The sequence below is a fragment of the Acinetobacter lwoffii genome, from assembly GCF_022967985.1.
Taxonomy (GTDB): domain Bacteria; phylum Pseudomonadota; class Gammaproteobacteria; order Pseudomonadales; family Moraxellaceae; genus Acinetobacter.
In genome coordinates this window covers 1-11,825 of the sequence record NZ_JALJVC010000037.1, presented here as the reverse complement: position 1 = coordinate 11,825, position 11,825 = coordinate 1, and the positions used below count along the sequence as shown (strand labels likewise).

Genomic DNA, 11,825 nt, shown 5'->3' with positions numbered 1-11,825 from the left:
AAATTGCTAAGCGTAAATTCAGCGCTTTTACTACTTTAATAACAGTATCAAAGCTTGGATTTACATCGCCAGAAAGTGCTTTATAAAGACTTTCTCGGCCTAAACCTGTGTCTCTTGATAATTGAGCCATTCCTTTAGCTTTAGCAATATTACCTAAAGCTTTTGCAATGAATGCCGCATCACCATTAGATTCATCTATACAGGCTTGTAGGTAAGCTTGCATATCTTCTTCTGTTTTAAGATGTTCAGCACTGTCCCATTTACGAAGTTTGATAGCCATTTACAGCTCCTCCTCTAAATCTTGTGCTAGTTGTAGGGCAAGTTTTATATCTTTACTTTGCGTAGACTTGTCTCCGCCTGCTAAAAGAATAACGACCCTTTGCCCTTGCTTACAGTAATAGATCCTGTAGCCAGGTCCAAAGAAGAAACGTAATTCAGAGACACCTTCACCGACTGGTTCAGTATCTCCAAAGTTTCCATCTTCAACCCGATCAATTCGGACTTGTATACGTCTTTTTGCCTGCTGGTCTTTTAACTTAGTAAACCAGTCATCAAAGACTTCAGTGGTATATATTGAGTACATAAGATTAATGTATCCTATAGGATACATTCATGCAAGAAATAAACTTGAATGTATGGGGCTTATAACAGAATTTCGTATAACAACCATTATGTTAAATAGGTTGGGATTTAGTGGAAAATTCCAGTTTTAAAATTTCGAATAAGAGATTTTATGTTAAATAGATCAAGGCTCTACAATTTCTAATCTAGGTACGTATTTATTATGGCTAAAAAACGAAAATTCAAAAAAGCAAAAGTTAGTCCATTGCTTAAATTATTTGAAAATTATAATTTTCAGACAACTTATACGAAACCTGTAATTCATAACTTTAAAGAGTTAGCAAATTCAACGAGACGAATATTTCATATAGTTTCAGATGCTTCTGTCGATGAAAGTAAATATTTTAAGGATATTTTTTTTACAAATTGGGGAACAGGTATTCTAATTAAGGACGGCTTGAAATACTTTTTATTAACAGCGCGTCATGTTATGGATGATTATTTTCAATACTCCTCTGGCGCTAATACCTCTCCTTTTCGTGTAACAGATAAATCCATAAGTAGTTTTAGTAAGGTTGATGATTTTCTATATCCTAAATATTTTTGGACTATCGGCGATATTGTTGAAGAACACGAATATTATGATTTTAAGGATGCTATCCTTGTAGAATTATTTCATCCATTACCAGGTCAAGTCGTTGATCACTTTATTGATATAGATACTGTTATACCACTAGAAATTGATGATTTTAAAGATGGTATGGTTGCTGTTGATTTTGGCTATTCAATAGAATCTAACCCTTATTTCTATGATCCAAACAATGATATTGCACCATTTGATGGTGATGTACATTCATGTAGTACTAAAATACATATGGATGGAATTAATGGTCATTTGCGAAAAAATAGATTTACATTCGTTTTTGAGAAATATAATTATCTCGATCTTGATACTAATGGCATGTCAGGAGGTTTAATCATTGGTGTTGTAGATGGAATAGCTAGACCGTTAGGTATGCACTTTCTTGGAAACCCAACAAGTAAGTATATTAATTTCTTACCAATTGCTGAACTATTTAGAGCTATTAAGCGTAGAAACGAATTAGAAAAAATAGTTATTGATTACCATGCATATGACCGTTTAAAACAGAATCACGACTTGGAGTCGATTGGTGAAATGTTTTTTGAATGGGCCTCTAGGCAACCCCCTGAATCTTTGAGATCTGTTAAAGATAACCCGATGGCACTTGCAGATGATATGAATGATTTTATTCTCCAAAATAAGGATATGTTTTTAGCTGCTGAAGCTGAAAAAGAAGAATTTGGGCTATTGGATGATGATGATAAAAATTTTGGAATGAAGAGGTTCATTGAAATGCACGAAAAATATAAAAAAAGGCGTGATAAGGAACAACAATAGATTCAGCTATCATGAATGATGAAACTTGCTAAAAAGACTAACCATTAGTATTGGAAGGGTATGTACCAAATTTTATTACCACAAATAAAGCCTATGGCTGGATTTAATGATTTTCATAATGAAAGTTTTTGCTTTTATGAAGAAATTAATGATTATTTAGATTGTTCTACTTGTGATTATCGAGCTACTAGTTGGTTGATAGACCCAAGTGAAACGGAAGAGAATGCTTTACTTATAGCAGGTGAATTACTTACATTGCTTATGGGGTATATGCAATTACGTAATGAAAAAAGCATTTATAATCATTTGCGTATTAATGGAATTAGACTTTCAGATCCTAATTTTTTTAATGTGACTCGTAATTTCGATGAAGTCGAAATTCCTAATTTTTTACTTGAAGAAATTTGGACGAATAATGAAAGTAAAAAGCCTAATAATCCAAGAGAAACTAATAATTTAAAAAGGATTTCTTTTGATGCTCTTTTATATCTTTCAAAATATGAGATTGATGTTTATATACTTTTGAAGCTTATGGCTGAACGAGCCAGTTGGTATAATTTGTATCAGATTTATGAATCTTTAGAATCCTTTACTACTGAAAATAATTATCCGTATCTTATTGAAGTTAGAAAGGGGAAAGAAATTCTAAAAGTGCTTGATCCAATTGAAGAAAAAGAAAAATTTACTAAGCCTGCAAATAATTTCAGTATTGTAGGTTTAACTTCAAGACATGGTTATAAGACAATTAAAAAGCCAATCAAAATATCTAATTGTTTTAATTTAGAGCAATCTCAGAATTTTGTTTATAGGCATGTTAGAAGATATCTGCAATGGAAACTCGAAGAGTTCCATAAAAGTGATTTATTCAATTAAGTTTTCCTAAAATTAACATAATACACCTTATACGAAATGTGCTCATTAAGTTGAATTAAATCAAGATATTGAGATCCACTAAAAAGCCCAGTTTGTTCAAACTGGGCTTTTTAGTGGATCATTCACGCAATACGCCTATTTATTCAGCAATTTGAGGCTGGATTGATAAATCTCACTGCATAATCACTTGTTTTCCTCTTTGGTTTTCTGACGCTGCTCACGCTCTTTTTTGAAGGCACGTTGATCTATGATGCTGGCCATGATCATGATCGGAATCCCAACAAATAAAAAGGCAATACCTTGCAGGATCTCTTTCAGTTTTTTCATAAGCAATGCTCCTTGGAGAGCTTACTCTTCATTGAATACCGCATTCAGTACTCGGCCAAATAAGCCTCGTTTTTTAGGTTCTTTTTGGAATGTCTCATAGTGTGTTATTGATTTGTGTTGTGGTGCATCATTGGGATGCCTTATGTTTGTCTCATGAGACGTTCCATTGTGTTCCACTTCCTTATTTATATGGCTTATAGGTATGTCACTTTTATTGTCTTGTGGTGCATCATTAGGTTGTTTCAGGTTTGTCTCATGAGACAAATCTTCAGTATTTTCTTTATGCCCTATAAGTAATTGAAAGCGGTCTATTTGATCTAAATAGCGTTGCTCACGATCTTTGTAAGCTTCAATTTCTTTTTTCATGAAATCTACTAACTGGCGTAAATCAGCATCATCTTTGGGGGGATTTAAGATTTGGTTAGTTTCATTTTTTTTAGTTGGTTCACCAAAGCAACGGATTACTTCTGATACATCGAAAAGATTATCAGAACTTCGAGACAAGCGACCTTCTTTAATAGCTCTATATAGTGTAGAGCGGCTAACATTAAAGCGTTTAGAAACCTCACTTAGTGATAACTTAGCCATTTACAGTGTCCTTGTGATTAGATGGCATATACCCCACTTTTTTTAGGTATGGATAGAGTTCTTTAAATCGTTCAGGATCTTGTAACATTGCAGCAATACGAACAGCAAATTGTTGAAAGCTTTCTGTTCCTTGTGAATATTTTCCCATATCAGGTAACTCTGAAAGTTTATTAGCAAATAAATGACGTTGCGAATCTGTCATTCGAGAAAACAGATCAAAATTATTATGAGCGTTCTTAATTTTGGTTACTGGAGTATTAACTTTTTTAGGTTTAAAAGTGAATGATAAGGCTGAAATAGATCTTCCTTTTTTGAATTGTTCATATTCAACAGTAATATCAGTTAAGTGATTAATTTGTTTTATAGCTGGTTCTAATACCCGATTTTTGAAGTTAATCATCTTCTGATATTCATTGATTTCTAAACCTAATTGTTCTCGAAAGTCTGCTAAATCAATGACTGGAGTTTTGCCAACCTCTTTCCATGAGATTAACAATTCATATAAGCGGATAGCATATTTACTAGTTAATTGAGCGACTTGTTTTAATTGGTAACTAGTAAAGTGTTTCTCTAATCTAGTGATGAGAGGAACAACATCGGGGGCAAATGTAACTTCTAGAATAGCAAGATCATCTATATAGGCGATTCTACTAACCCATCGTGATTTGACTACAATTTCTTTGTTAGTATCTTTATGATTATCTTTAAAAGAAAATTTTCTTTCAAAAAGATTATGAACAGCATTTTTTAAAGCACTGTAAGCTGCTTCCCTAGATACATCAAAGCGTGTCGCATAGTCAGAAGCATGTATCTCTAATTTACTATCAGAAGTAATACCTTGTCCTGTTTCTCTAGCTCTTATGATAGATAAGAGTATTAGCCGTTGCTCTGTAACTTCTAGATTATAACTAGCATTAACAAGAATATTATCTTTGACAACCAAATCACTTTTCATAGAACTACATATTATTAGTGTTGTTTAAACTACATTATCAACATATGTAGTCAAATGCAAAGAGATTGTAGTCTTATGACAAAGAGATTGTAGTCTTATGACAAAGAGATTGTAGTCTTATGACAAAGAGATTGTAGTCTTATTGGCTTTGAAAGCCTTATATAGAAAGGCTTTCAGCATGCTTAAAAGCATTAAAAGCATTAAAAATAATTAAAAGCCCAAGATATGAAAAATTGCCCTATGTTTTCGCTACGCTCAAACTCTATTGAATCTCGCTTTCGCTCGATTCTTCGGGGCAATTTTTTGACTCATTAAGTTGTGACTTTAAAAAAAAGCAAAAGCAACTAGGAATTCGCTTTGCTCATAAAGCTTTTTTACTCGCTACGCTCGATCTAGAATATATTTTTTGCATATGATTTATATATTTAAAAAGTTCAAAATTTAAAAAACAGTTTTTCAGAGGGTCTAGGCGCAAGTTTTTATAGTTCGCTCGTAGACACTCGCTCTAAAAATACTGCTATAAGCGCATAGAATGCGATTTAAAGCATATTTCTTCTTATGACCAATGGATTTCGTTGTTTTAACTTAAAAGCTATTTATGGGCTTTAAAAAGCCGTTTTTAGTTATGTCTTAAATTTTCAACTTCCCTTTTTTTAGTTAATCCTTACATATATGTATAAAACAATAGGTCTATACATGAATCATTTGGTATTTATTTACATGTATTGGATCATTTAATGCAGTATTTCATTAGAAAGATACGTGGAATAACCAAAAATTCTTCCAAAAATAGCATTTTTCTTGATTTTTTAGAGTGTGAAAAGATCATTTTAAAAGTCAGTAAATCCTTACATGTATTAAACTATTATTTATGTAATTCAATGGTTTAATTGATTCAATATTTATTTTTTATGATGCAAAGTTGATGCATTGAATTGCTATTAATTTTATAACCCTTAACTTCCCTGCAATTCTTTATAAGAGCGCTCAATCGATCCCGACTAAAATCAAAGATATTAGGTGCTAGAAGAGGCTTCTATCTTCATCCATATCAATTCTATATAAATCAGTGTAATAAGGTTAATTATGTATGAATTTTTTGATTTCCATATATGCTTTAAGATTGTAAGTTATTGATTTTTTGCATCCTGTAAGGTGCGTATGGTGTATCCAAAAAATAAGCCTTAAATCAGTATTAAATTAAGCGTAAAAATTCGACTCTATTCCTTTTCTATATTAAAGGGCGTTTTTATATTTTATTTATTAAAAAACAATTAGTTGTCATTTTATATTTAACAAAAAATTTAGTTAAAAAACAGTTAACCAATATATCGAGCTATGAGCGTTGCATTTATTCGGCAAATCTTCAGCAAAAGTACGGCAAATTTAATGTCCGGATCTCTAATCTTCAGCAAATCTTCAGCAAAAAATAGGCATTTATTCGGCAAAAGTTTAGCAAATCTTTAGCAAAATAGCGTGAGAAAATTATTGAAAAATTAAATTCTATTTTTCATGATTACAGGTTCTTCTATCAAAATTATTCATCCTAAAAATAGGAAATAAAAAATAAGAAAGTGTTTGACCCGATATGGTCGAATGCTCGGTATAGTTTCGCATAAGAGATTTTATGTTAAATAAAGGTTTGGGAACGTGTCGATGCGGTGTGTGAATCATAATTTCCGTCTATCTAGGAAAGCACAATTACCTACTGTCGTGGACGTCCGATGCGTGGCTCCGTCAGCCTGAAATTGGTATTCGGCAATACTTTAAGAACTTTTCTTTTTTATTATCAAGAAGATTAATGTTCATATAGAATGGGGGGAATTATTTCTTTCTCATAAATATTAAGTTATGGCAACTATTCAAAAAAATTTAGACATGGTTAATTTCGTATGCAAATTTGGGGAGTTTGACCTTTTAGATCTTTTTTACGAAGTTGTAGTACCTGCATTTTTTAATGAAACTCATAAAAGAACATATAGGGGTAGTGATTATTATTTTCGTAATGTTGAGTTAGTAGATTTTGGTAAAGATCCTTTAGGTGATGGAAACTTATTGGCTATTACAGGTAAATTCATTAAAAATACAGTTGTTTCACGTGAACAGTTTGAAAATGAAAAAGGTGAAATTGTTATAGATCCTAAAGGTTTAGCTAGTGCACCTTCTTCTTTGTTTGTCTTAATGCTGAATAGTCATAGACTTCTTTTTGTCCATGAAACTAAAGATGCTCCACATGTTCAAAATTTTAAATCTACAATTATTTCATTTTTAAGATTAGAGCTAAATAAATATAGTTCTAGCCTTACTAAAGAAGATCAAGCTAAATTTAACGTTAAATATGCTTATCCAACAATAACAATTACACCGCTGAGTACTGAAAAAGATATTGTTGAACATTTAGAACAATTTGAAAAAATCAAAAAAGTTAAGATTACGTTAAATGATCGAAACTCCGAGTTTGATGCCAGTAAGATGTTTAATACTTTGCATCATGTATCAAAAGAAATGAATGCTAGTGCTTCTTTAGAGTTTAAGAACTTTAAAGAAGGCTTAGATAAGGTAGAAACTCCAAAAGAAGTTGCTGAAGCTCTTAGACAAGATAACCAAACTGTTATGGTTCAGGGCGTTACTCGTGATGGAGAAAATCTTACTTTGAAGAATGATGATTTTAAATTAATTAAAAAAATTAACCTTGTTCAGGGAAATATTACGAAGACTATTTCAAATATGGTTTCAGCATTTAAGAGCTTAGTTAAAAGTGGTGATATTACTGTAAAAGATACAGACACAAAGACACAAAATGTTCTAGATAGTATCGATCCTGAAAGTGTTAGATTGAATACTAAGGATGAGATAAAAGATAGTTAATGGAATTTTTTAAAGAAAAAAATCTTTGGCATATTTTTAAAAGCTCTCAGGTAATTCCAATTAGTCCATCTAATAAATGGATATCACGATTGGTAGCATTGATAGCTTTTATCAATGGATATTTCCTTACATCACAAGAGTTATATGTTGCGGTGACAACTAATTCTGCGACCTTGTTTGGAATATTGATTACTACCTTAGGTTTTCTTGTAGCGGGCTATACAATTTTTTGTACTGTGATACCTATCGATTTACAAAAGCAAATGAGTTCAGCCATAGATAAAGACACAGGACTATCATATTTCAACTTATTTCATTTTCTCTTTCTGAGGGTGTTTTTTTATTTTGTTGTATTTAGTGGTTTTTTATTTCTGATTAACTTTTTTGGTGGTAGTACAGGGCTAATATTCTTTTTTATAGAGAATTCTTGCTTTTACTTTATGCTGAATTTACTAGGTTATACATTGATTGCTGGGATAACTGTATTCATTCTAATGGAATTAATGTCCTTTATATTTAATATTTTTGAATCTGTACGTACAACTCTTTACTGGGAAAAGGGTAAAGATAAATGATGTAAATATTTCTAATGTTCAGCAGAATTCACATATTAAGTGATTGAATCAATTAATAAATACATTCTTAAATATATCTAAAATTAACATAATACACGTTATACGAAGCCAAAAATGGGAGCCTAAGCTCCCATTTTTACTGATGATTTTTTAATTCTTTGAGCATGGCATCCCGCAAGATTTCATTCATGCGTGTCTGATAACCTTTACCTTGTGCTTTGAACCATGCAAGTACGTCAGCATCTAAACGAATAGATGTTTGTTGTTTCACTGGACGATAGAATTGATTGTGGCGTACAGCATTACTCCAGTCGGTAATTTCAGGAATATCTGATAGATCTAGCTGATCGTCAGGAACCGTTCCTTTAGCAAGCAAGCGTTCAATTTCAGCATCTTGCTTGTCGCTGAATTTTTCATTCAGTTCTTTGCGTGAGTATCTAACCATGCTCATATTTATCTCGCTCTGCTTTAGTTACCTGTCTTGCACTAATGATTCGTATGATTTCACAGTCATCTTCATCAAAGATGGTATGAGCTACTAAGAGCATTAGTACGCCTTTCACTTTTCCAATTGTCTGCCAACGTTCTTCGCCATCGGTATGTCTGTCCTGGATTGAGATCCTTAGAGGATCTTCAAAAACAAGGCTTGCCGTTTCGAAAGAGACATCATGCTTTTTCTGATTCTTTCGATTCTTTGCCTCATCCCATTCGAAATACTGTTCCATAAAAAACATTCAATTTTGTATATACAATAATGTATCACAAAATTGTATCACTCAAGCTGAAAAGCGTAATTTTTGGTCAAAATTACTGGCAAAATGTTACAGAATCGAACATAAAAACGCCGATTTGTTTCAAAACCGGCTTTTTGCTGTTTTTATGCTCAGGGTTAAATTTTTAAGTTATTGATATTTATATTAATATACAAGTGTACTTCGTATAATATCCATTATGTTAAATGGGGCGGATTATTCTCATTAATGATCCCAAAAGCTTTTCTCCATGCCTGAGGGCTGGTGCCATATTTTTCACGGAAATTCTTTCTAAATGACACAGTATTATTAAAACCTGAAAGCTCGGTTATCTTTTCGATAGACAAGTTTGTCGCTTCTAAAAGTTCACAACTTAATCTGATTCTTTCAGTATTCAGCCAATCGACTAAGGTCATACCTGTCGCTTTCTTAAAGTACCGTGTGAACGTCCTGCGTGTCATATGTGTCCGTTCAGCGAGGCTTTCAATATTATGTTGTAAGGCTAAATTCTTTCTTAAAAAATCAAGTAATAGGTTAATTTGTGCATCTTGGCTCGATTCTGCGACTGGCTGTTCAATAAACTGAGTTTGCCCACCTTCACGGTGAGGCGGGATCACCATTACTCTAGCAACTTTATTCGCAATTCGTGCATTATAGATTTCACGTACCAAGTACAAGCAGCAGTCTAACGCTGCGCCTGTTCCAGCAGAGGTTACGATCCTTTGGTCTTCTACATACAGGGCGTCATTATCAAGTTGAACCTGTGGAAATCGTTCACTAAAATCCTGTTCAGCCATCCAGTGCGTAGCTGCTTTTTTATGATCAAGCAGCCCTGCATATGCCAATGCATAAGTTCCGTAGCATAACCCTACAATTCTAATTCCAGCTTGATATGCACAATTTAGGGCATCGATAAGTACTTTTTCAGGTTTGTGATTAAAATCATCCCATCCAGGAATAATAATAAGATCCAATTGTTTAATAAGTTCGATCCCCCCATCAGGGATAATCATCATAGACTGTTCTGTTTTTACGGGTTGGCCATCTATAGAAAAAATTCTCAGATCAAATAAGCGTTTATCTTCAATCTTGATATTGAAAATGATATGGGGGATAGAGAAGTGAAATGGATTTATATTGGGATATACGAACAATCCAATCACTGGTATAGCCATTCAATCTACCTCTCTAAAATAATAAATATAGCATGTTGTCCCAATAGTTTCGATGATTGTCCTTAAGGACAATTTTATTGCTTAATTTTTCCTATCATGATTCGAGTATGACTAAATGATTGGATCTGGAACATGAATAAAATTTTAAGTAGCTCTGTTATTGCACTCTCTCTGGCAATGGCTTCAGTCCATTTATATGCGAATGATAAGGTGGTTCAGCGAGATACTTCTAAAGTTACGCATATACAAGAAATTCGCAATGCAACGATTAAAGTAACCTATGCTGATACGACTTTTTTAATTGACCCAATGTTTGCTAAAAAAGGATTCTATGAAGGTTTTCCTGATACTCATCGTAGCTATTTACGGAACCCATTAGTCGATTTGCCTATCAAGCCCGAAACGATTTTAGAAGGTGTAGATGCGGTAATCGTGACCCATACCCATCTAGATCATTGGGATGATGCAGCACAAGCGACTATTCCGAAAAACATGCCGTTGTTTGTACAGAATAAAGAAGACCAGAAAATCATTCAGTCACAAGGCTTCAAAGATGTTCGTGTATTAACTCAAGCGACCTTTGAAGGGATTAAGCTCACTAAAACTGGTGGTCAACACGGTACTGATGCCATGTACCGTATTCCTAAGCTTAAAGCTGGATTAGGTGAAGCAATGGGTGTGGTATTTGAAGCTGCTGGCCATGAAACTGTTTATGTGGCAGGAGATACCATCTGGCGTTCTGAAGTTGATCAAGCGATTCAAACATTTAAACCTGATGTGATTGTCTTGAATACAGGTAACGCCTTGGTTGATGGCTTTAAAGAATCCATTATTATGGGCAAAGAAGATACTTATCATGCAACTCAGAAAGCACCAAATGCTAAAGTGGTTGCTGTTCACATGGATGCAATTAACCACATGTCGGTAACACGTGCTGAGCTTGCAGATTACGTAAAGGACAAAGGAATCCAAGATAAGGTTTTAATTCCTATCGATGGTGAAACGCTTTCTTTCTAAAGTGACTTAAAGAAGTGGAAGCATTCCACTTCTTTAAAACATAAGTAGAACAAAACAAATATTAGTTAAGTAAAGGAATAGGTATGTCAAAATCAGCTTTATTAGTTATCGACTTACAAAATGAATATCTACCTACAGGTAAATTACCATTGGTAAATATTGAACAAGCTGCTGCTAATGCAGTGAAAGTAATTGCGAAAGCCCGTCAACTGGGTACTCAAGTGATTCATGTGCAACATATTGCTGATGCTGAATCTCCTATATTTGAACCTAGCTCAAATAGTATTGAATTTCAGGACACAGTTAAGCCGCAAGAAGATGAAGCTGTAATCATTAAAAATCACATCAATGCGTTCTTAAATACGAATCTCAAAGAAATTTTAGATAGCAATCAAGTGACTGAGTTAGTCGTGATTGGTGCTATGACGCATATGTGTGTTGATGCTGCTGTTCGTGCTGCTTCTGATTTTGGTTATAAGGTAAAAGTGATACATGATGCTTGTGCAACACTAGACTTGGAATTTAATGGCGTTAAAGTACCTGCTGGTCATGTCCATGCAACATTAATGGCCGCTTTTGAATTTGCATATGCTCAAGTAATATCAACTGAAGATTATGTTAGCTAAAGACTAAGATTTCCTAAAATTAACATAATACACGTTATATGAAGTTAAAAAAGGGAGCTTTAAGCTCCCTTTTTTACTAGTTTTTTTT

The 11,825-nt window shown here is 33.3% G+C and carries 14 protein-coding genes; 6 read left to right on the top strand and 8 right to left on the bottom strand.

What is annotated here, in order from left to right; genetic code table 11:
- Together MWG72_RS15050 and MWG72_RS15045 are read right to left on the bottom strand one after the other, a co-directional pair.
- On the bottom strand, window positions 1-280 hold a 280-nt coding region (locus tag MWG72_RS15050), incomplete at its 3' end, for an addiction module antidote protein (protein ID WP_000985610.1).
- The gene (locus MWG72_RS15045) at window positions 281-583 is read right to left on the bottom strand and encodes a type II toxin-antitoxin system RelE/ParE family toxin (RefSeq protein WP_000286964.1); all 303 of its coding nucleotides are present in this window, start codon (window positions 581-583) and stop codon (window positions 281-283) included. It lies immediately after the preceding gene.
- A gap of 201 nt (window positions 584-784) precedes the next feature.
- Between MWG72_RS15045 and MWG72_RS15040 the strand changes: the two genes are divergently transcribed.
- Complete coding sequence (locus MWG72_RS15040; RefSeq protein WP_247144396.1) at window positions 785-1,981, top strand: hypothetical protein; 1,197 nt, start codon at window positions 785-787, stop codon at window positions 1,979-1,981.
- Window positions 1,982-2,041: 60 nt separating this feature from the next.
- Window positions 2,042-2,854 (top strand): hypothetical protein, encoded by an 813-nt coding sequence (locus MWG72_RS15035; protein WP_247144395.1) that lies wholly within the window; start codon window positions 2,042-2,044, stop codon window positions 2,852-2,854.
- 183 nt (window positions 2,855-3,037) lie between these two features.
- Here MWG72_RS15035 and MWG72_RS15030 read toward each other — a convergent pair whose 3' ends face one another.
- Genes MWG72_RS15030 through repM form a run of 3 tightly spaced genes read right to left on the bottom strand, consistent with a single transcriptional unit; the run spans window position 3,038 to window position 4,724 of the window.
- On the bottom strand, window positions 3,038-3,181 hold the full coding sequence (locus tag MWG72_RS15030) for a hypothetical protein (RefSeq protein ID WP_247144394.1): 144 nt from the start codon (window positions 3,179-3,181) through the stop codon (window positions 3,038-3,040).
- Between the two features lie 21 nt (window positions 3,182-3,202).
- On the bottom strand, window positions 3,203-3,769 hold the full coding sequence (locus MWG72_RS15025) for a plasmid replication DNA-binding protein (protein ID WP_247144393.1): 567 nt from the start codon (window positions 3,767-3,769) through the stop codon (window positions 3,203-3,205).
- Window positions 3,762-4,724, bottom strand: coding sequence for a replication initiation protein RepM (gene repM, locus MWG72_RS15020; RefSeq protein WP_247144392.1), 963 nt, complete (start codon window positions 4,722-4,724; stop codon window positions 3,762-3,764). Before repM ends, MWG72_RS15025 begins: the two co-directional genes overlap by 8 nt.
- A gap of 1,851 nt (window positions 4,725-6,575) precedes the next feature.
- On the opposite strand from repM, the gene MWG72_RS15015 reads away from it, so the two are divergent.
- Both MWG72_RS15015 and MWG72_RS15010 read left to right on the top strand, forming a co-directional pair.
- On the top strand, window positions 6,576-7,592 hold the full coding sequence (locus tag MWG72_RS15015; protein WP_247144391.1) for a hypothetical protein: 1,017 nt from the start codon (window positions 6,576-6,578) through the stop codon (window positions 7,590-7,592).
- Complete coding sequence (locus tag MWG72_RS15010; protein WP_247144390.1) at window positions 7,592-8,167, top strand: hypothetical protein; 576 nt, start codon at window positions 7,592-7,594, stop codon at window positions 8,165-8,167. The genes MWG72_RS15015 and MWG72_RS15010 overlap by 1 nt, the downstream gene beginning before the upstream one ends.
- Window positions 8,168-8,303: 136 nt before the next feature.
- On the opposite strand, the gene MWG72_RS15005 is transcribed toward MWG72_RS15010, so the two are convergent.
- The 3 genes from MWG72_RS15005 to MWG72_RS14995 all read right to left on the bottom strand — a co-directional run bounded on the left by MWG72_RS15005 (window position 8,304) and on the right by MWG72_RS14995 (window position 10,094).
- Window positions 8,304-8,618 carry a BrnA antitoxin family protein gene (locus MWG72_RS15005; protein WP_004282216.1) on the bottom strand — a complete coding sequence of 105 codons (315 nt, stop codon included), beginning with the start codon at window positions 8,616-8,618 and terminating at the stop codon, window positions 8,304-8,306.
- Window positions 8,605-8,892, bottom strand: coding sequence for a BrnT family toxin (locus tag MWG72_RS15000; protein WP_039890878.1), 288 nt, complete (start codon window positions 8,890-8,892; stop codon window positions 8,605-8,607). The genes MWG72_RS15005 and MWG72_RS15000 overlap by 14 nt, the downstream gene beginning before the upstream one ends.
- A gap of 224 nt (window positions 8,893-9,116) precedes the next feature.
- Window positions 9,117-10,094 carry a GlxA family transcriptional regulator gene (locus MWG72_RS14995; protein ID WP_247144389.1) on the bottom strand — a complete coding sequence of 326 codons (978 nt, stop codon included), beginning with the start codon at window positions 10,092-10,094 and terminating at the stop codon, window positions 9,117-9,119.
- A 132-nt stretch (window positions 10,095-10,226) separates the two neighbouring features.
- Between MWG72_RS14995 and MWG72_RS14990 the strand changes: the two genes are divergently transcribed.
- Together MWG72_RS14990 and MWG72_RS14985 are read left to right on the top strand one after the other, a co-directional pair.
- The gene (locus tag MWG72_RS14990) at window positions 10,227-11,111 is read left to right on the top strand and encodes an MBL fold metallo-hydrolase (RefSeq protein ID WP_005176778.1); all 885 of its coding nucleotides are present in this window, start codon (window positions 10,227-10,229) and stop codon (window positions 11,109-11,111) included.
- Window positions 11,112-11,194: 83 nt separating this feature from the next.
- Window positions 11,195-11,737 carry a cysteine hydrolase family protein gene (locus MWG72_RS14985; RefSeq protein ID WP_058951821.1) on the top strand — a complete coding sequence of 181 codons (543 nt, stop codon included), beginning with the start codon at window positions 11,195-11,197 and terminating at the stop codon, window positions 11,735-11,737.
- Window positions 11,738-11,825 lie beyond the last annotated feature (88 nt).